The organism is Desulfovibrio desulfuricans, from assembly GCF_024460775.1.
Lineage (GTDB): Bacteria > Desulfobacterota > Desulfovibrionia > Desulfovibrionales > Desulfovibrionaceae > Desulfovibrio > Desulfovibrio desulfuricans_E.
The window spans coordinates 208,712-229,268 of sequence record NZ_JANFYZ010000001.1 but is presented as its reverse complement, the minus strand read 5'-3'; the positions used below and the strand labels follow the sequence as shown (position 1 = coordinate 229,268).

Genomic DNA, 20,557 nt, shown 5'->3' with positions numbered 1-20,557 from the left:
ACAAAAGGAGAGAATCAATGGCTGACAAAATGCGTATTGGCTGGATTGGCACGGGTGTTATGGGCCTTTCGATGGCTGGGCACCTTCAGGCAGCCGGCTGGCCGCTGACCGTATATAACCGCACCAAGGCCAAGACCGAACCCCTGCTCGCCAAGGGCGCCAAGTGGGCCGATACCCCCCGCGCCGTGGCCGAAGCCTCTGACGTGGTCTTTACCATTGTGGGCTATCCCCACGATGTGGAAGAAGTGACGCTGGGCGAAAACGGCGTGCTGCGCGGCCTGGCCGCTGGCGGCATTGTGTGCGACATGAGCACCTCCAGCCCCGTGCTGGCCGAGCGCATTGCCGCTGCCGCCAAAAAGCAGGGCTGCGAATCGCTGGACGCCCCGGTTACCGGCGGCGACGTGGGCGCGCGCGATGCCAAGCTCTCCATCTTTGTGGGCGGCGACAACGCGGCTTACGAGCGCGTACTGCCCTGCTTCAACAAGATGGGCACCAACATTCTGCACTGCGGCGGCGCTGGCTTTGGCCAGAAGGGCAAACTTGCCAATCAGGCCGCCATTGCTGGCGTGATGATCAGCACCTGCGAATCCTTCCTCTTTGCGCAGGAAGCAGGCCTTGACGTTGCCAAGTGGATGGAGCTCGTGGTTGCCGGTTCCGGCGGCAGCTTTGCCATGAATACCCTTGGTCGCCGCATGCTCAAGGGCGACTTTGCCCCCGGCTTCTTCATCGACCACTTCATCAAGGATCTGGGCCTCTGCCTTGACGAATGCCGCCGCATGAAGCTTGTGCTGCCCGGCATCACCCTGGCCGACCAGCTTTACCGCATCATGCAGGCCAAGGGCCAGGGCAGCAAGGGCACTCAGGCTCTTGTGGAATGCCTTGCCGAACTTTCGGCCAAGGATTGGCGCGCCTGCTGCAAATAACTGACGCTTCCGGGCCAGCAATGGCCCTTGTGCCCGTCCGGCTTCCGGGTCGGACGGGCAATGCATGACGAGCCTGCGCCCGCCGCTTTCGGGCAACCATAATCAGGAGATCCGCCATGCCTTCCGCTTCTCCCGGCAGTCCGTTGGATGACCCAGCCCTGGAGCAGTACCGCCCCTTCATTCAACGACGCACCCATGCCTATATGGCAGAAATTGAGCGTATACGCATCCATCACGGCTCGTTGCGCGCCTACGCTGGTGAGCACCTCACCTTTGGCGCTCACCGCCTCACAACACCCGCAGGCAGCATATGGCGCTGGCGCGAATACATGCCCAATGCCGAAAGCCTGTGGCTCACCACCGACAAACTGAACTTTCAGCGCCACGCCAAATTCCGCTTTGAGCGCCGTGCAGACGGCATTTTTGAGCTGGAACTGCCCGGTGATGCCTTGCAACACGGCACTTATGTGGAATTGCGGCTGGTTCCCGCGCAAGCGCAGGACGCGCAGCACCCCGGCAAGGCCCTCAAACGCGTGCCAGCCTTTGCCAACTGGGTGGAACAGAACGCGGCAGTGCCGGAGCAATGGTGCGCCCGCCTGTGGCTGCCGGATGAACCTTACCGCTTCAAACATCGCCGCCCTGCCCGGCAGGCTTTTCCCCGTATTTACGAGGCCCATGTGGGCATGGCGCAATCCGCGCAGGCGCACAAGGGCGACAGCGTGGGCAGCTATGAGGATTTTTGCCGCGACATCCTGCCCCGCATCAAGGCTTGCGGCTATACGGCGGTGCAACTCATGGGCATACTGGAGCATCCGCTGTACAAATCCTTTGGCTATCAGGTGAGCAGCTATTTTGCGCCGTCCTCGCGCTACGGCACCCCGGACGGCTTTAAGGAGCTTGTGGACACCGCGCACGGCCTGGGGCTTGCGGTGATACTTGATGTGCCCCACGGCCACGCCAGCGCCAACACAGAGCAAGGGCTGGCGCAGTATGATGGCAGCAGGTACTTTTTTACCGGGCAGCAAAACCAGTGGGGAACGCCATCCTTTGATTTCAGTCAGGAGGCAACGCGGCGTTTTCTGCTCTCCAACTGCCGCTACTGGCTGGAAGAATTCCGCGTGGACGGCTTTCGCTTTGATGCCGTGGGCAACATGCTCTATGCGGATTTTGGCGAGGATGACGACTTTTCGCACGTGGGGCGCTGCTTTTACGGCAAAAACGGCCTACCCCGCGCCGATGTGAACGGGGAGCTGTATCTCAATCTTGCCAATGCCCTCATGCATGAGCTTGCCCCATCAGCCATGACCATTGCCGAAGAATTTTCCGGCATGCCGGGGCTGACCTGTCCGCCGGAGCAAGGCGGCCTTGGCTTTGATTACCGCTTTGCCATGGGTATTCCCGATTACTGGGCCAAATGCATTGAAGAGCCGCGCGACATGGGTAGCCTGTGGTATGAAATGACCAACCATCGGCCCTACGACCGCACCATCAGCTATGTGGAATGCCACGACCAGCACATCAACGGCAGCGATGCCATGATCTGGCGGTTGCTGGGCGATGCCATGTACGGGCATATGGGCAACAAGGCCGAAAGCTGGAACATATCGCGCGGGCTGGCCTTCTATCGGCTCATGCGGCTTATAACGCTGGCAACGGCGGATGCGGGCTACCTGAACTTTATGGGTTGCGAATTCGGGCATCCCGAATGGCTGGATGCGGAAAAACACGCGCACCGCCAATGGCGGCTGGCTGACGACCCGGGGCTGAAATATCACGCTCTGGCCTCATGGGATAGGCAGATGCTCGCGCTTGTGCAAAGCCACCTTGAGGATTTTGCCCAGCCGCCCATGTTCCGCTTTATACATGAAGAAAAGCGGCTGCTGGCCTTTGAGCGCGGGCAACTGCTCTTTGCCTTCAACTTTCACGAGCTTGAGGCGCAAAAGAGCCTGCGCTTTGCCGTAAGCCCCGGCAAGTATGCGGAGCTGCTTTCGTCTGACGAAATCCGCTTTGCCGGGCATGGAAATCTGGCGGTAAAAAGCCCGCCAGCAGAGCATTTTACTGCTCCCCTGCCGGGTCGGTATGAGGGGGATATCACCCTGTATCTTCCGCCGCTTGTGGGATTAGTCTTAAAAAATGCAAAATAATGTTGCAAAAATGTTGACAGACCGGGCTGTTCCGCGTAGTTACTCTTTTCGCGTCGGGATGTAGCGCAGCCTGGGAGCGCACTTGAATGGGGTTCAAGGGGTCGAAGGTTCAAATCCTTTCATCCCGACCAGAGATTTAAAGGGAATTCATGGAAACATGAATTCCCTTTTCTCGTTTATGATTGATTTTCCAGCACTATTCCGCCAGTCTTTGTGTTGTGCCCCGTGACCATATTATAAAAGTTCAATAGCATTTATTGGGATGATCCCATGATCTTCCGTCCTGTCGGCGTTCCCTTCCCAATCTGCACCAGTCACAGCCACCCCCAAAACTTTCCCGTGAGCGTCTAAGGCGGGGCCTCCACTACATCCAGCAACTATGTGGGCATTCGTCAGCAACCTCCGAACACCGTGCGACATTCTGAAACCGGAAATCAGACCTGGCTGTATATTAACAGTGTCTCCAATACGATAGTTTGGGTGTCCAAGTATTAGCACATGATCCATATGGTTAGCTTGATCAGGTTGCCCAATCTCCACAAAGTTATCCAGCGGAATATCAATATCAATAATTGCAAGATCTAAAGCGTCATTTTTTTTAATATTTTTGATGCCATACTTGGTATTGTAGTTGTCATACCTAAACAAAACAGTATCTTCGAATACACAATGACTACATGTCACGATTCTGTTTTCACTGATGGAAAATCCCGTCCCTTGAGAAATATTTGCATCACTTTCAAGAACCCATAACATTTTAAAAAAAGGCTCTATATCGTACATTGGCTGTTCAGGTATTGCACGTAGTATACGCGTTCTATTTTCTTTACTTATGTCAATAAGTATATCATTCAACCAATCAGTAATTAACTGATAGAAGCGTAATGATGAAATTTCACCATTATGATGAGTAGCAATATAAGTATATTTTTCTCTATCAAACCAGCCTGTTCCAAAATTTTCTTTTAAAGAAAGGTACTCACTGTTATAAAAAATATCTTTAATTTCTTTTATATATCTTATATCTGTATCAGAAAAGCTACTAGCAGAAAGTATTCTTCCTGGAACTTCCCAATTTATACGCGCAACAATATGTCTTTCATCGATATATATTTCACCTAATGGCTGGCGTTCAAACGGAAAATAAACGTACATATCTCCAATTTGTTCTTTTACAATATTTATAGCTATATCTTTAATACGTAAAAGAATATTAAACATTTGTGAATTGGAATCTTCTGAAATGTTAAACAAAGGACGTATATCGCTACTTTCCATAACCCCTCCAAAGTTACATTAAATTGATCTTGCACGAGGGTACTGCTAATTATCTTTCAGTGCTTTCCAACGCCTTCTCCATCGCCGTGACAATAGCTGCCGCAGGAATTTTTAACCCTCGTGCCAGGGTAATCAGTGTTTCTACCCGAATACCGGATTTTCCCTGCTCAAAACGCCGCAGCCATGAACTGTCTACCCCTGCCTCTTTCGCCAGGGCGTAACGGCTCATGCCCAATCCTTCCCGCAGAGATTGGACGATCAGTCCCATAATCTTTTTCGTGTTATCCCTTCCATAACTGCTATTAAGCACCACTGTAATTGACCGGGAAAGGCCCCTGTTTAGTGCCATGCTCTCTCAGGGCTATAAAAGACAAGAGGCAGCAGTGCAGCGGGAGGTTGAAGAAGCCCGCGGAATTTGTTGTCACGGGCATTGGCAGAGAAGTTGTTGTGCCGTATAACTCTTGCAACATGCAACGTTTTGCTCCAGCCATGGCACGCAATAGCGATTTTTGGATTGAGCCTGCCTTGCATAAACTTTATAGCATCCCATGGGATACTTTGAGATTTATTTCAAAAAAGGGCCGGAGAAATCCCCGGCCCACTAATCTAGCTGACAGTTTGTCGTTTCCTATGCCTAGAACGTAAAGCGCAGGCCAAGGCTGAATTCATTGGCATACGGAGTATTGCCGATGGAAACCTTGTTGTCGTCAACACGCTTGCTGATGTCGGTATAGCCCAGCCCCACAAAGCGGTAGGCCAGATCTGCCGAGATGTTTTCCGTAAAGGCGTAGGAACAGCCTGCGCCGAGATTCCATGCAAAAACGGTATCATACTGCGTCAGGCTGCCGGAATCCCCATCGCCGTCAACGTCCGCAGTGTACTTGGTCTTGATGAATCCCATGCCAAGGCCGCCGCCTAGGTAGGGAGTAAAGGCCGTGGAGTTGTGGAAGTCCCAATATGCGTTGGCAAACAGCGTTTGCACGCCCCACTCGCCCTTAAACGATGCCGTGCTGCCATTAATCTGCTGATCCCAGGTTTTGGTCATATTGCTTCGTATGGCATATTCCAGTTCTGTGCGCATGGGCACCTGAAAATGCGGATAAAAGTCGTACCCCACAAAAATACCGCCCCCAACGGTGTTTTGCGAATACTGGCCAACGCCAAAACCCTTCACATCCCCGCTCAGAGAGAACGGGCCAGTGCTTTGAATGGAATCAATAAATTTCAAGCCGCCATAAACGCCGGTGTTTTCCGCAGCCGCAGGAGCCGCGAGTGCCAGGGACAGAACCAATGCAAGCATGAGACGCTTAAACATGATGACCCTCCTTGGTTTTGCCAAAAAAACAGGTTTGTTTTCTGCATATTCCTTTTTTTTCTTGACGACAACAGTCAGACAACTGTTTTTGGCACAAATTATGCGTGGTGAGGTAAAAAAAGACAGATTTTTTAAACTTACAGGCAGAGGAATCTGGCTTTTTGTCGGTAGGAAGCGGAAAAACAGCCGTTAGAAACGAGAAAAGGGAATCCATGTTTCCATGAATTCCCTTTAAACCTCTGGTCGGGATGAAAGGATTTGAACCTTCGACCCCTTGAACCCCATTCAAGTGCGCTCCCAGGCTGCGCTACATCCCGACGCGAAAGGTGTATCTACGCGGAACCGTCTGGCCTGTCAACTTATATAATCATTCCAAGATTTTTCATTTAACTGCGGCGCAAAGCGCCGCAAGTCCACGGCACACCACCATAATCTCCCGACTATACTCCCAATGCGGGCCGCCTTGCTCAAACCTTCTTCCATCCATCCGCTTGCGGGCGAAGGAATCTACCGAGTAAGTCACTGGCTATTTTGACTTGCATTGTCCCTCACGCTGCGCAATTTTATAAAAGCCGTCACTCCAACAGGATTACCTGACATGGATATTATTTTACGCCGCGTATACGCACACGATGTCGAACCAGCAGGAATACGGGTTCTTGTGGACAGGCTGTGGCCCCGGGGGATTTCCAAAAGCGCCGCCCTGTGGGATGTGTGGCTTAAAGATATCGCCCCATCAGACAACCTGCGCAAGTGGTTTGCCCACGATGAAGCCAAATGGCCAGAATTCAAGGAGCGCTATTTCGCCGAGCTTGATGCCGCCCCGGCGGCTGTTGCGCAACTGCAAACCATCCTTCGCCAGAATCAGACCGTGATACTGCTTTACGCTGCAAAAGATACGGAGATGAACAATGCCGCGGCGCTGAGAGGTTATATTGAGGAGAAGGCAAGAGAGAATTAACCCTTTGGGGCTTTGCTCCCAGTAGTGTGGCGCTCTCTTTGCCGCAACAAGGACAATTCTGTTGGCGCATGTACTGTCCTCATTTTCTGAATCAGATTCCCCCCGCGCGCCCAGGGTGCAGGATTTTTCTGTGCTCTTTTTCCGCATACCCATTCGGCTGATTGCCGGATTTTCTTGTTGCGTACACATCCCGCTGTGCAGCCTTAAAACCATTGGTGATAAACCGCCGGTAGGCGCTTGCTACAGAGGTATTCTGGCTGCCATTCGGGATATGCTGCGCGCAGCCTCACGGCCTGCGGCATCAGCCCTCAATGTCTTGAAGACCACGTGGGCTTTCTGGGCAATACTTTGCGCTCATGTGTCTGCATGGCGCTTGTGTCGCAGCATGTGCGCAAAGCAATGAAAGGTATTTTCCGCAAAATTGACTATGTTGAACTGAGCACAAGGCCAGGCTACACAGGCTGTTTGCAGCCAGTATGCGTTTTTCATAAACACACGCAGTCATTACGTCATAATAATACCAATCGCATCATAACCTGTTTCCAATAAATATATAATTTTTTGAAAAAACATTCAAAAACATGATCTTGCAGCACAACACTTCATGCTACTACATTTGATCAAAAATACGCCAGAACACTACTACTTGCAGAACATATACAACTTGGGATAAAAGAATACAGCAAGTTTATATGCGATTTGCCATTCCAGAGCTCCTCCCCCCGGAGTTGGGTGAACTTTATTGGACCAGATGCGGCGGTGTGCACAATTATAAGTGTTACAGTGCGCCAGAGTGTCTGCCCAAAAAAGTCGTTCTCTGCTCCTCCCCCCTTTCAGGGCAGATTAAAGAACAGTTCAAAAAATGCTGTGCAACAAGATAAGATCGTGCTCAATGTACGATTCTTTCTGTTCCGCGTTTTTTGCACCTGATGCCCAACCATTCTGCCAGTGCTTATCCACAGGCAGAATGGTGTGGTTACTTTACTCTGGAGCACCGTTATCATGGCTTTACGAAACATCAAACTTTCCGGAAAGTTGACGTCTATTGGAATAGCCTTTGTATTGCCGCTGGGCGTTTTGCTTTACATCTCTGTATCCAACATCAATTCACAAATCTCTTTCAGCAGTCTGGAAACCCAGGGCAACTCTTTCCAACGCCCACTGGAAAAACTGCTGGAGTATCTGCCAAAAGCAGCACAGCCAGACGGCCAGCGCAAGGTTGATCAGGCTTTTGCCGAACTTGAGGCGGCAAACAGGCTTCATGGATCAGACCTGCAATTCACCGCTGATGGCCTGAAAATTCGTGGCCGTTCCCACCTTTTTCCAGGTGATGTTGCAGCCCGGTGGGAAAAGCTGAAAAGCAGGCAGAATGATGCCGCCGCGTTCAAAGAGGGACTTGCACAGTTGCTGGAAGATATTTCTGGCATGATTACTCACTGCGGCGACACCTCGAACCTGATTCTTGATCCTGATTTGGACAGTTACTACACAATGGATATGACCCTGCTCACGCTGCCCCAGACCCAGCGCAGAATCGCGTCAATCCTTGATTTTGGCAACACGGCCCTGCTCGAGTCCAAACTTGGAGAAACCGAACGGCGCGAGTTCCACACGCTGGCTGCAATGCTCCATGAGTCAGACTATTCCCGTATTCTGGCTGATACCCAGACGGCCCTGAACGAAGACCCCAATTTCTATGGAGTCAGCCCTTCGCTTGCGCCCAAGCTTAAGGCCGCGCTTGAAAGCTACAAGGCGGCCACAGAACCTTTTATTGTCATGCTCAACAGTATTTCGTCTGGAGCAGCAATATCTCAGAGTGAATTTATGGTCACAGGTGAAAAGGCACTTGATGCAGCCTTTCGCTACTGGGAAGCGTGCGCCGCTGAACTGGATGTATTACTGGCTGTGCGTATCGGTGATTATAAAACAAAACGCGCAACAATGCTCCTGGCAACGGGGCTTGCGCTGGTACTGGCCTCGCTGCTGTCATATCTGGTGGGGCGCGGCGTCACGCGCACCATCAGAGGCATGGTGGCGTATAGCAACGCAGTTGCGGCGGGCAACCTCCACGCTATTCTTGGGGCTGACGGCAGCACAGCCGAACTTAATCAACTGAAAAATGACCTTGAAGCGATGGTTACTGCACTCAAGGAGAAACTTGGATTTGTACAGGGAATACTCGGCGGCATTGCCACCCCCTGTCTGGTGGTTAATCAGGAGGGCCGCATCACATATCTGAATCAGCTTTTGTGCGATTTTCTGGCTATGGACCAAAAGGCCGATACGTACTTTGAAGCTCATGTAACAAGTTTTTTTCGCTACAATCCAGAAGTATCAGACGTAATCCTCGCCGCGCTCAAAGATAAACAGTCAACCCCTGGCCGCACACTTGAAGGGCGCGATGCAAAAGGCAAAGCATTTTTCATAAAACTTGATGCCACCCCCATATATGATCCGGCAGCAACTTTTATTGGTTGTTTTGTCCAGTTTACAGTCCTTACAGAACTCCGGGAACAGGAGGAAAAACTGATCACCTCAAACAGGCTTATTTACGAAACTGCTGAACAGGCCGGATCCATTGCCGGGCAGGTTTCAACGGCAGCAGCGGAGCTTTCAACGGTTGTGGAGCAAACGAGCAAGGGCATGAACACATTGCATGTCCGTACGGCTGAGGCCGCTGTGGCCATCAGTCAGATGAACGCCACCGCTGTGGAAATTGCCCAAAATGCCTCCGGTGCAAGCCAGCAGGCAGATAAAACCATGCAGCAGGCCAGGAAAGGCGCTGCTACAGTACAACAGTCGGTTGCTGCAATTAGCCGCGTGAAGGGACAAACAGACATTTTGAAAGAAGATATCAGCGGCCTGGGCGATCAGGTCGCCGACATCGGGCAGATCATGGATGTCATCACCGATATTGCCGATCAGACCAACCTTCTGGCTTTAAACGCCGCTATTGAAGCAGCCCGTGCTGGTGAGGCTGGCCGCGGATTTGCTGTGGTTGCTGATGAGGTCAGAAAGCTTGCAGAAAAAACCATGAGAGCTACTGCGGAGGTCAGCTCTGCCATAACCGCCATTCAATCTGGCGCTGGCAAGGCTGCTGAAGGTATGGGAGATGCCGCTCTAGCCGTGCAAGAAGCAACGCAACTGGCGGATCAATCCGGCATAGCATTGCATGAAATTCTGGAACTGGCGGGGTTAACCACTGATCAGGTGCGCTCCATTGCGACCGCTGTTGAAGAACAATCGGCAACAAGCGAAGAAATCCACCATGTGTTAAATGAAGTCAGCGGCGTGGCAGATCAAACAACCAGCGGAATGGAACGGTCTGTAACTGCGGTGGAACAGCTCGCATTACAGGCGGGGGCGCTCAACAAGCTTATTCAAAAAATCAGCGGCAAAACCTGCCAGCCATCCGACGCTTAATCTGCAAAAAGCGCAGTATGGCTGATTAACAAAAGGGCTGGCCCGATTCGCGCAGCGTTCCACAACGCATATCTGCGGTTGCCGCCTCAGGCTGCAACCACCACGGCATCACGCCCAGCTTCCTTGGCGGCATACAGGGCTTTGTCTGCCCGGATCAGCATGACGGCCAGTGCCGCCTCTGCTGATTCTGGTGATTCCGCCATATCCGCCATATCTGCGCATACAGCCACCCCGATGCTTATTGTTACCGAAAGCTCGTTGCCGTCACTCAGCAAGGGGTGTGCTGCTACTGCGTGTCGTATGCGGTGGGCAAGCTCTTCACCTTGCCGGGCATCCTTACAGGCAACAAGAACCACAAACTCCTCGCCTCCGTAGCGCACAAGGAGGTCTGCACTGCGCACGCTGGCATTGATTATCCGTGCGGTATGCTGCAACACCATATCGCCGACATTGTGCCCAAAAGTGTCGTTGATACTTTTAAAGTGGTCGATATCAAGCATCAGACAAGCGCACTGCTGGCCTGCTGAATGCGTTTTTTTAAGGAATTCCGCCCCCATAGCCTGCAAAAAACGGCGATTGTGCAGGCCTGTGAGAGCGTCTTTCAGGCTCACAGCCTCGGCCTTTTTGATCTGCCTGGCGACCCTGAAACTCATTACTGTAAACGCATCAAACAGAATCCTGAGTTCGCTGGGCATATTCTTCTGGTCACACAACTGCCCTGTTGCCTCGTAATTGTTTTTACGCAGCTCGAGCGCATAGGCCGTAAGCTCCTCAAGCGGAGCTTCAATGCTGCGGCAAAAGCGCAGCATCAGTGGCATCATAAACAATACTGCGCAGAGCGATCCAAGGCCAACAAAAATAGTAAGCCACCGGTATCCTGCCAGAATTTCGTCTACTGACCGAAAATACACCAGCCGCCAACCACCATGCCCAACGGCAACTGAAGCGCCGAGCATGCGCACGCCCTGATCGTTCACGAATATCTGACCAGCTTCGCCAAGTTGCATAAGCTGCAAGGGTATTTGCTTTGCAGCATCATCTGCATTGCTTGCAACTGCCCTGTGGGGTGCAAGTATGTTTCCTTGCGCATCGCACAGTATCAGCCCCTGCTTGTCCGGCACAAAAGATCCGTGCAGCCATGCGTCCAGCTCGCCCACGAGAATGGATAAAAATACGACTCCGTCAAATTCCCCAGCCTGATTCGTCACTGGCATTGAAAACATGCACACAGGCTTGCCGGAAACCCGCCCTTTGATTCCTGTAGTAATTGCACTGAGGCCCATCATTGCCTGTTTAAAATAATACCTGTCGCCACCGTACAAACCAGGTTTGCCCATAGAGTCAATTTCTGAAATGCCCTGTGCATTGACAAATACAGCGGCAGAAATGCCTGTATGGCTTTCATCGTAATCGCTAAATTCTTTTGCAGCACTCTCCATATCTGATCTGTGTGCCTTAATAACCTTTGTCAAAAATAACACATCCTGAAAGCACACATCTACATAGGCTTTAATTGTATTTTTATTTTGACCCAAAATTTCAGCAAGCTGTTTTTTTTCATTTTCAATAAGCCGTTCCTGCTGAAAGAAAATAAAAAAAAGCGCCGCAATGGTAATTGGAATGCAGACAATGGCAATAGTATAGGCGCGAATACGCCCCCTGATCGTATCAAATCGAAAAATACTCATAAGTCTATGTTTGTTCATTACCATCTCACTGACTGTCAGATTTTATTTTTTTGCCTGCCTGAAATTATTAGCAATATCTGTTCCAGTACATTTTTGTTTCCTGTCAAAATATTGGTAACAAACCATATATCCTGCTGATTCGATCAATAATAAGGAAATGGAGGTAATTTTTCAGGATACAAACAGTGTGATAACTCATTATATTTATGCTGAAAAAGAACTATAAAAAATGTCTTGAAACAGGGTACATGCCAATCAATTGAGACCGTTCCAAGGGAATCAACTTATCGGATAAATTTTTTTCATGTTTATACCGGATATATAGTAAAAAGACAGATGGGATAAAAATATTATTGAGCTTCATCATCTCTTTAAAATACTGTAAAAGTATGAATCGCGTTATTATGAACAGTTTTTAGTGCAGAAGACCTATGCACACTACCAAGGCAGTAGCAATCAATTCGTAAACTAGATAGCTCAATTTTAATAACAGCACACTGTAAAGTCAGGACAATATCATTAACATCACTACAAAAATTATGGCACTATTTCCAAAGCAAATATTATCGAATACTGTATTTTTAGACATTTGTTTTTCGCACGATTGTCAGCATGTGAAAAAAATATTTATATTTATGAAACATAAACAATGTAACATAAATTCCGAAAATGAAATTGCAGCATCACTACTATTGATACCAACGCATGACGCGGCTTTGATAAACAGAAAACAGTTTCTGCCGATGCGACTTGTTAGCAATATTGCGCTGTAAATCGCTCATATTTGTTATTACTATTGCCAATGGAGGAACTGTTTTGATCAGCCAGATACTGCATACGTTACGCGGAAAATTCATCCTCACTATTTCTGTTGGGGCCATTGCCATGGTCGGGCTATTTTGTTTTTCGTTGCAGGCAATTAACAATATTGAGATCAAATATGCCCACACCCGCGATACCGCCATCGCAGGTAGAATTATTGCCCTGGAAGTAACAAAAAATATAAATTATTTTAGTCGCTTAACAAGAAACAGCATGCTTGGCAGCAATATTGACAAAGATCTCAAGCAAATAGACACAGCCATTGCCGCCGTTAAAAAACACTTTGCCACACTCTCCTCCCTCAAGCTGCCCGCAGACTCCAAAGCTTTGACGGATAAAGCTCATGAGGCGGCCATTGCATTCATGAACAACGGGCAGAGCCTTGTTGCTCCCTTAAAGGATATCCCCGCGGACCAGCGCTACCTCACCTACAAAACCTATGAAAAGGAAGCCACGCCCTATGCCGTGGCATTTCGCGAACATTTTGAAAAATTTTACGCAAATATTACCACCCTTGCTGAAACAGCCATGGCCGAAATGAATGATGACATCGCATCGCGGCGCACCCTGATGTGGATCGAATTTATTTTTGCCATTTGCCTGGTGTATTGCGCAGGATATTTCCTGACCAACAGGGATCTGCGCGCCATGCGCCAGTGTGTGTCTTTTGCCTCTACCCTTGGCGCCCAGCAGTCAGATGAACGCCTCGCTGCCGGAAGTTTTGCCAGCCTGAGCACTCTGGCTCTGGCGCTGAACAGCACGGCAGACAATCTGGCAACCTACCGCAAGGCTTCTTCCACTGCACAGACCGAAGCCGAGTATGACCGCGAAGAAGCCAGAAAAGCCCTTGCGGAAGCCCAAAAAGCGCAAGCTCTTGCAGAGAACGCCAAAAGCGAAGGGATGCTCCACGCTGCCCGCCAACTGGAAAATGTGGTCGAAATTGTCTCCAGCGCTTCGCAGGATCTTGCGGTCAAGATAGACCAATCCCGCAGCGGAGCTGACGATCAGTCAGGCCGTGTGCGTGAAACAGCCACGGCCATGGAGCAAATGAATGCCACCGTGCGCGAAGTTGCCCAAAATGCGCAACAGGCCGCCGGCATTGCAGACCAGACCCGACAACAGGCGCTGGAAGGCGCGCAGATTGTCAACGATGCGGTCAAGGGCATTGAGTCGGTGCACACGCAATCCCTTGCCATCCGGCAGGATATGGACGTGCTGGGCAAGCAGGCCGAAAGCATCGGGCAGGTGATGGGCGTTATTGCCGACATTGCCGACCAGACCAACCTGCTTGCGCTCAACGCCGCCATAGAAGCCGCCCGGGCAGGCGATGCCGGGCGCGGCTTTGCCGTTGTTGCTGATGAAGTGCGCAAACTGGCGGAAAAAACCATGTCTGCCACTCAGGAGGTGGGTCGGGCCATTGGCGATATTCAGGCCGGGACGCGAAAAAATATTCTGAATGTGGAACAGAGCGCCAGCGCCATTGAGGAGGCGACCAAGCTTTCCATTCGCTCTGGCGATTCGCTTAAGCAGATTCTTGAGCTTGTTCACCTGGTGAATGATCAGGTACAGGCCATTGCCGCTGCAAGCGAACAGCAATCTGCCGCCAGTGAGGAGATCAACAAGTCTGTTGAGCAGGTTGCAACCATCTCTGCCGAAACGGCTCAGACAATGGAAAATGCCGCGCATGCCGTTGATGGTCTTGCGCAGCAGGCGCAGGTGCTGCAAGGGCTTATCCGCGACATGAAAAATCAGGGCTGAAGCTCCTGAGTGCAGTCTTTCCTTGCGAAAGGCCGTCCATCACCGGGCGGCCTTTTTGCGTTGGTGCAGCAATCTTTGCGCACGCGCATCCCGCAGTTTCTGAAATCGATAAGCAATATTTTCACGCCTCAGTGTATGGACACAGTCCGCAAGGCGCATTAGGCTGTTTATAACCAAAATGCTTGGAATGCTCCCATCTGCATTCCAGGCAGCTTTGCAGGGCATCACATACTCCGTGGTTCATGGCAACTGCGAGAATTATTTCCACGTTTAACATATCAATTTCATTAGTTTATAACTGTGTAATACTTTTGTCCGCACTTGCTGCGGGCCATTCAACCTCATGCTTTTGGGGGAGGCGCACCATGCAGTTAAAAGTAGCAACCCGGCTTTGGCTGGGCTTTGGTTCCATTTTTTTTCTGATACTGCTCAGCGCCTTGATTATGCGCCATAACCTGAGCCAGGCCGACCTCCTAGCCGACACGACGGCCGATGAAAGCATGCCGCTGGCCATGCTGGCTGCGGATATGAAGCTGCAAACCGTGCAGGTGCAGCAATTCCTGTCTGACGTTTCCGCAACGCACAGCCCTGATGGGTACAAAGAGGCGCAGGAAGCCGCCGATACCTTTCATGAGCATGCAAAAAAATTCGAAAACAAATTCGCTCTTGAGAACAACAAAAAATCACAGGAGAGGCTTGCCGCACTGGTCAAGTCGTTCGACGCCATGTACGCGCTGGGCCGCAAGATGGCTGATACTTACATCAACCAGGGCATAGAGGCTGGCAACGAACTCATGGAAGATTTCGACAATGCCACAGAAGCCCTCACAATTGCTCTGGAACCATTTATTGAAGAACAGACCGGCGTGGCAAGCCATAACCTGGACACGTTAAAGGACGAGCTTGCCGCAAGCCTGATCCTGCAATGGGTTCTGACCGGAATTTCAATTATTACTGGCTCGCTTGGGGCATTTTTTACAATCCGATCATTCATGGCGCAACTGGGAGCGGAACCTGCCGATGTAGCAGAAGTGGCGCGCAAAATTGCCCACGGCGATCTTGAAGTGGATATGAGCCTGCACGGCAGCCGTAAAAACTGCGGCCTGTTTGCCGCCATGCGCGAGATGCGCGACAAACTGAGCGAAAGCTTCACCCAGGCCTCAACGCGGCAGGCTGAGGCAGAACTGCAAGCCGAAACAGCCCGCAAGGCAACTGCCGAAGCCCAGCAATCAAAGCTGATGGCTGAAAGGGCCAAGGCGGAAGGCATGTTGCAGGCAGCCCAGCAACTTGAAGAAGTAGTTGAAGTAATCTCTGGCGCTGCGGAGCAGCTTTCTACGCAGATAACCCAATCCAGCCGTGGAGCGGATGAACAGTCAAACCGTGTGCACGAAACTGCCACCGCCATGGAAGAAATGAATGCGACAGTGCTTGAGGTTGCCAAAAATGCCCAACTCGCAGCAGGGGTTTCTGGCAACGCTCAAAAACAGACCATTGAAGGCGTGCAGATTGTGAGCACTGCGGTTGAGAACATTAAGTCCATTCATGCAAAATCATTGGCAATCAAGCAGGATATGGGGGCATTGGGCAAACAGGCCGAAGCCATTGGGCAGATCATGAACGTCATTGCGGATATTGCCGACCAGACAAACCTGCTTGCGCTCAACGCCGCCATTGAGGCTGCCCGTGCTGGCGATGCAGGCCGGGGCTTTGCCGTGGTGGCTGATGAAGTGCGCAAACTTGCAGAAAAAACCATGACAGCCACCCGTGAAGTTGGGGATGCCATCAGCGGCATTCAGCAAGGCACGAGAAAAAATATTGATAATGTGGAAGACGTGGGCGCAGCCATTGAAGAGGCAACCACGCTCTCTGCCCGTTCTGGCGACGCATTGCGGCAAATACTTGAGTATGTAGAGCATGTTAACGATCAAATCCAGGCAATTGCCGCTGCAAGCGAGCAGCAGTCGGCAACCAGCGAAGAAATCAACAGATCAGTCGAGCAAGTCGCAACCATTTCTGCCGAAACAGCGCAGGCTATGGATCACGCAAGCAAGGCAGTGGGTGCCCTCTCCCAGCAGGCGGCTGCACTGCAAGGCCTTATACGCGACATGAAAACTAACGGCTGATGCGCCTTTTATTCCCATTATACATGGCCGCCTTCGGGCGGCCTTTTTGGTTTGCTGACAATTTTATGCTACAAACGACCCGAATGAACTGATATTTAAGAATGATAATTTTTACTGTTTGTAACAATTGTAATGTACTTGCAATCTTTTTTTCATCCCATTATATATCAAATATAGGATTAGTATTCCTTACAAACATATAACCAATTGTGATGCTTTGGCTCAATCTGCATCAGACACGCACGTTTTGTAAAACGACACCTAAATACCAAAGAGCCTTCGGCATCCAAGCAGAAAGGAACATTGCGCCAAGCAGTCCCCCCATTTTACCAGCAAGCTATTGGAACAGGAGATGGCAAACCGCAAGGTTTGCAACCATATCAACTACTTGTGAAGGATCTGCCCATGACCAACCTTCTTGGTGAATTTTTTGGAACGATGATGCTGATTACCTTTGGTGCTGGCGTTGTTGCCTGCGTTTTGCTTAAAGACTCCAAGGGCAACGGCGGCGGCTGGATTGTTATTACCGCGGGCTGGGGTTTTGCCGTTATGCTCGGCGTATTTACCTCGGTGGCTCTGGGCGCGCCCCAGGCTGACCTCAATCCGGCCGTGACCCTGGCCAAAACCATGCTTGGCGTCTACGGCGCGAGTCAGGCTTTCGTAACCATGCTTGCGCAAATCGCTGGCGGTTTCACTGGCGCTGCCATTGTCTGGCTTGCCTACCTGCCCCACTGGGCACCCACTGAAGATCCAGGCCTCAAGCTGGCTGTTTTCAGCACCGCCCCTGCCATCCGCAGCTACGGTCAGAACTTCCTGTGCGAAGTTATCGGCACGTTCATGCTGCTTTTTGGCATCTTTGCCATTTTCCACACCAACAATGGCACCCTGCCTTCTGGTTACGGCCCCTACATGGTGGGCATCCTTGTGTGGGCTCTGGGCCTCAGCCTTGGCGGCCCCACCGGTTACGCCATCAACCCCGCCCGCGACCTTGGCCCCCGCATTGCGCATGCGGTGCTGCCCATTGCCGGCAAGGGTTCTTCTGACTGGGCCTATGCCTGGATTCCGGTGTGCGCTCCCATGGTCGGCGCTGTGCTTGCCTATGTTGTGTGCAAGGGCATAGGCCTGCTCTAGACCGTTTTGAGCAACTCCGTGCTGCCCAGCGTACAGGTTTTCAGACTTCTGCGCGCTGCGGCAACAAACATCAACAATGCTTTCGGAGGATTATATGGCTCATAAATACATTCTGTCTCTTGACCAGGGCACTACCAGCTCGCGCGCCATTCTTTTTGACCGCGACGCCAATATTGTTCAGGTTGCGCAGCGGGAATTCACCCAAATATTCCCCCAGCCCGGCTGGGTTGAGCATAACCCCAATGAAATCTTTGACACGCAGTCGCATGTTGCCAAGGAATGCCTGAAACACGCCAACGTGCAGAGCAACGAACTGGCCGCAGTTGGCATCACCAACCAGCGCGAAACCACAGTTGTGTGGGACAAGGCCACCGGCGCACCCGTATACAATGCCATTGTGTGGCAAGACCGCCGCACGGCCGGCTTTTGCGACCAGTTGCGCGCTGCGGGCAAGGCTGAGGTTATTCGTCAGAAAACCGGCCTTGTGCTTGATGCCTATTTTTCCGGCACCAAGGTGCGCTGGATACTCGACAACGTGCCCGGCGCGCGCGCCAGGGCCGAAGCGGGCGAACTGCTTTTCGGCACCATTGATACCTGGCTTATCTGGAACTTCAGCAAGCGCGGCGCGCATGTGACCGACCCTTCCAACGCCAGCCGCACCCTGCTCTTCAACATCCACACTGGCCAGTGGGATGATGAACTGCTTGAAATCATCGGCGTGCCGCGCGCCATGCTGCCCGAAGTGGCTCCCTCCTCCAGTGTTATGGCTCAGACCCATCCCGAATTTTTCGGTCAGGCTGTGCCCATTGCGGGCGTGGCTGGCGACCAGCAGGCCGCTACCTACGGCAATGCCTGCATGACCGAAGGCATGGCCAAAAACACCTATGGCACGGGCTGCTTCCTGCTGCTCAACACCGGCACCAAGGCCCGCGAAAGCAAAAACAACATGCTGACCACCGTGGCGTGGGAAACGCCCAAGGGCCGTTATTACGCCCTTGAGGGCAGCGTTTTTGTGGGCGGCGCAGTGGTGCAGTGGCTGCGCGACGGCCTTGGCTTTATCCGCGATTCTTCTGAAATGGAAAGCCTTGCCATCACCGTGCCGGACAACGGCGGCGTGTACCTTGTGCCCGCCTTTGTGGGCATGGGCGCTCCTTACTGGGATCAGTACGCCCGAGGCACCATGGTGGGCATCACGCGCGGCACCAACCGCGGGCACATTGCCAGGGCGGCGATTGAATCCATTGCTCTGCAGACCCTCGACATCATGGAGGCCATGCAGAAAGACGCGGGCGTTCCCCTGACCACCCTGCGCGTGGACGGCGGCGCAAGCCGTAACAACATGCTCATGCAGTGCCAGGCCAACCTCACAGGCGTGGTTGTTGAGCGCCCCATGGTTACGGAAACAACCGCCCTTGGCGCGGCCTACCTTGCCGGTCTTGCTGTGGGATTCTGGGAAAGCGAAGAACAGCTCTGCGCCCAGTGGAAACTTGACCGCCGCTTTGAACCCAACATGCCCGAAGACCGTCGGCAGGAACTGCTGCACCAGTGGCACCGCGCTGTGGAGCGGGCCAGAAGCTGGATTGAAGAATAAGTTTCGCTCCCGCTAGATCCGGGCGCACAATGTACAAACAACAGGGCTGCTCCATTGGGGCGGCCCTGTTTTGCGTGGCGATCAGGCTTTGTTACGAAATCAGCTTCGCAGGTTATGAGTTGCTATATATTTATAACATGCTGTTATTGAATACCATTTTCTGATTATTATGTGTATTATCTACCTTGCAAATTTTTACGGATGTGGCTAATTTGACATTGAAATTAAATTTCAAACCTGCTAATTCGAGACCTCATCTTAAGAGTGTTTTCAATCCTGCCTGCACGTCTGAACGTGAGCCGCGCATTTCGCCGACCATAAGGATACGTAATGTTGTGTCATTCTCGCCTTAACCTTGCCGAAAGCGCCACCCGCCGCGAAAAACTCGTTCCTTGCAGCTCTGCGGTGACAGAAATCATCCACCAGCTTGCTGAATCACTCGGCAAGGCCATAGACGCCAAGGATACCTATACCCTCGCCCATTCAGAAGAAGTTGCCATCATTTCGCAGGCTTTGGCCCTTGCGATGGGCCTGGGGCACCAGGCTGCCGATATAATCCATGTGGCTGGTCACCTGCATGATCTTGGCAAAATTGGTGTTCCTGACGACATTCTGGCCAAAACATCCGCTCTTACTCCCAAGGAATGGCTGGCAATCCGCAGGCATCCAGACATGGGGGCCGACATTCTTGCTCCCATAGCCTGCCTTCGGGATTGCGGCATTGTGGATATGGTGCGCGCCCACCACGAACGTTTTGACGGCAACGGTTACCCACAGGGGCTTAAAGGCGGGCATATTCCCCTGGGCGCGCGCATTATCACCGTGGCAGACAGTCTTTCTGCCATGCTGCAATCACGTCCCTACCGCCAGGCCAAAAGCTTTGACGAGGCCTGCCGTGAAATCATCAAAGGCACTGGCAGCCAGTTTGACCCGGATGTGGTCAAAGCCTTTATGAGCATCAGGGACAGGTTGCGCGACCTTGTTGCCATGTTGCGTGTGGACTGAACACCCATTAAAAAAACATACCAGAAAATCCAGCATATGGGCTTGTGCGCAACATCCTTCACAGTTTGCAACCTGCGGAACCTGCGGCTCATGCTGCTGCCGGGCATCTGCAATTCAAGCAGTCACCCCATGCAAACTGTTTGACTGCCTTAAAGTAAGTGGTTAAATTGTCGTTTTGGCAAATGCACGGCCCACGCTGTGTTTCGTGAGATTTTGTCCTCACGGTGTGGATGCTGATGGTTGCAGCGCAGCGCAAACGCACGGCATTCGCCGTGCTGCTTTTTTGCCGGGTCCGCGCAGCCAGCCATCGCTTAATGCGGCAGGCCTTTGTGCCGCTATGCAGCCGGATTCTGACCCACCGGCACACTCCTGACCTCTGAATTCCAGGCAGATTT

General features: G+C 51.8%; 15 protein-coding genes and 2 tRNA genes. 12 read left to right on the top strand and 5 right to left on the bottom strand.

Going from position 1 to position 20,557, the window contains the following annotated elements; translation table 11 throughout:
• The first annotated feature begins 17 nt into the window (after positions 1-17).
• The 3 genes from NE637_RS00910 (at position 18) to NE637_RS00900 (ending at position 3,198) form a co-directional block, all read left to right on the top strand.
• Entirely contained in the window at positions 18-923 is a 906-nt protein-coding gene (locus tag NE637_RS00910) for an NAD(P)-dependent oxidoreductase (protein ID WP_192111745.1), read from the top strand.
• A gap of 116 nt (positions 924-1,039) precedes the next feature.
• Complete coding sequence (locus NE637_RS00905) at positions 1,040-3,067, top strand: alpha-amylase family glycosyl hydrolase (protein WP_227118324.1); 2,028 nt, start codon at positions 1,040-1,042, stop codon at positions 3,065-3,067.
• 54 nt (positions 3,068-3,121) lie between these two features.
• Positions 3,122-3,198 (top strand) — tRNA-Pro (locus NE637_RS00900).
• Between the two features lie 103 nt (positions 3,199-3,301).
• On the opposite strand, the gene NE637_RS00895 is transcribed toward NE637_RS00900, so the two are convergent.
• The 3 genes from NE637_RS00895 to NE637_RS00885 all read right to left on the bottom strand — a co-directional run bounded on the left by NE637_RS00895 (position 3,302) and on the right by NE637_RS00885 (position 5,660).
• Entirely contained in the window at positions 3,302-4,345 is a 1,044-nt protein-coding gene (locus NE637_RS00895) for a S1 family peptidase (RefSeq protein WP_227118323.1), read from the bottom strand.
• Between the two features lie 49 nt (positions 4,346-4,394).
• Positions 4,395-4,613, bottom strand: a complete 219-nt coding sequence (locus NE637_RS00890) for a helix-turn-helix domain-containing protein (protein ID WP_227118403.1) — start codon at positions 4,611-4,613, stop codon at positions 4,395-4,397.
• Between the two features lie 366 nt (positions 4,614-4,979).
• Positions 4,980-5,660, bottom strand: coding sequence for an outer membrane protein (locus tag NE637_RS00885; RefSeq protein WP_192111742.1), 681 nt, complete (start codon positions 5,658-5,660; stop codon positions 4,980-4,982).
• On the opposite strand from NE637_RS00885, the gene NE637_RS00880 reads away from it, so the two are divergent.
• A complete protein-coding gene (locus NE637_RS00880) occupies positions 5,659-5,853 on the top strand; it encodes a hypothetical protein (protein WP_192111741.1) in 195 nt (64 codons plus the stop codon). The genes NE637_RS00885 and NE637_RS00880 overlap by 2 nt on opposite strands.
• Before the next feature lie 47 nt (positions 5,854-5,900).
• Here NE637_RS00880 and NE637_RS00875 read toward each other — a convergent pair.
• Positions 5,901-5,977 (bottom strand) — tRNA-Pro (locus tag NE637_RS00875).
• 281 nt (positions 5,978-6,258) lie between these two features.
• Here NE637_RS00875 and NE637_RS00870 point away from each other — a divergent pair.
• The 3 genes from NE637_RS00870 (at position 6,259) to NE637_RS00865 (ending at position 10,044) form a co-directional block, all read left to right on the top strand.
• The gene (locus NE637_RS00870) at positions 6,259-6,621 is read left to right on the top strand and encodes a DUF488 domain-containing protein (RefSeq protein ID WP_227118322.1); all 363 of its coding nucleotides are present in this window, start codon (positions 6,259-6,261) and stop codon (positions 6,619-6,621) included.
• A 237-nt stretch (positions 6,622-6,858) separates the two neighbouring features.
• A complete protein-coding gene (locus NE637_RS15840) occupies positions 6,859-7,170 on the top strand; it encodes an ASKHA domain-containing protein (protein ID WP_227118321.1) in 312 nt (103 codons plus the stop codon).
• A 453-nt stretch (positions 7,171-7,623) separates the two neighbouring features.
• The gene (locus tag NE637_RS00865) at positions 7,624-10,044 is read left to right on the top strand and encodes a methyl-accepting chemotaxis protein (RefSeq protein WP_227118320.1); all 2,421 of its coding nucleotides are present in this window, start codon (positions 7,624-7,626) and stop codon (positions 10,042-10,044) included.
• 86 nt (positions 10,045-10,130) lie between these two features.
• Here the strand turns inward: NE637_RS00865 and NE637_RS00860 are convergent, their stop codons facing one another.
• Complete coding sequence (locus NE637_RS00860) at positions 10,131-11,756, bottom strand: sensor domain-containing diguanylate cyclase (RefSeq protein ID WP_256267555.1); 1,626 nt, start codon at positions 11,754-11,756, stop codon at positions 10,131-10,133.
• A 1,011-nt stretch (positions 11,757-12,767) separates the two neighbouring features.
• Here NE637_RS00860 and NE637_RS15755 point away from each other — a divergent pair.
• The 5 genes from NE637_RS15755 (at position 12,768) to NE637_RS00835 (ending at position 20,162) form a co-directional block, all read left to right on the top strand.
• Positions 12,768-14,312 (top strand): methyl-accepting chemotaxis protein, encoded by a 1,545-nt coding sequence (locus tag NE637_RS15755; protein WP_306804674.1) that lies wholly within the window; start codon positions 12,768-12,770, stop codon positions 14,310-14,312.
• A gap of 365 nt (positions 14,313-14,677) precedes the next feature.
• Entirely contained in the window at positions 14,678-16,435 is a 1,758-nt protein-coding gene (locus NE637_RS00850; RefSeq protein WP_227119475.1) for a methyl-accepting chemotaxis protein, read from the top strand.
• Between the two features lie 405 nt (positions 16,436-16,840).
• Positions 16,841-17,566 (top strand): MIP/aquaporin family protein, encoded by a 726-nt coding sequence (locus NE637_RS00845; RefSeq protein WP_227119476.1) that lies wholly within the window; start codon positions 16,841-16,843, stop codon positions 17,564-17,566.
• A gap of 94 nt (positions 17,567-17,660) precedes the next feature.
• A complete protein-coding gene (glpK, locus tag NE637_RS00840) occupies positions 17,661-19,157 on the top strand; it encodes a glycerol kinase GlpK (RefSeq protein WP_215646572.1) in 1,497 nt (498 codons plus the stop codon).
• A 330-nt stretch (positions 19,158-19,487) separates the two neighbouring features.
• Positions 19,488-20,162 carry an HD-GYP domain-containing protein gene (locus NE637_RS00835; RefSeq protein WP_227119477.1) on the top strand — a complete coding sequence of 225 codons (675 nt, stop codon included), beginning with the start codon at positions 19,488-19,490 and terminating at the stop codon, positions 20,160-20,162.
• Positions 20,163-20,557: the final 395 nt, after the last annotated feature.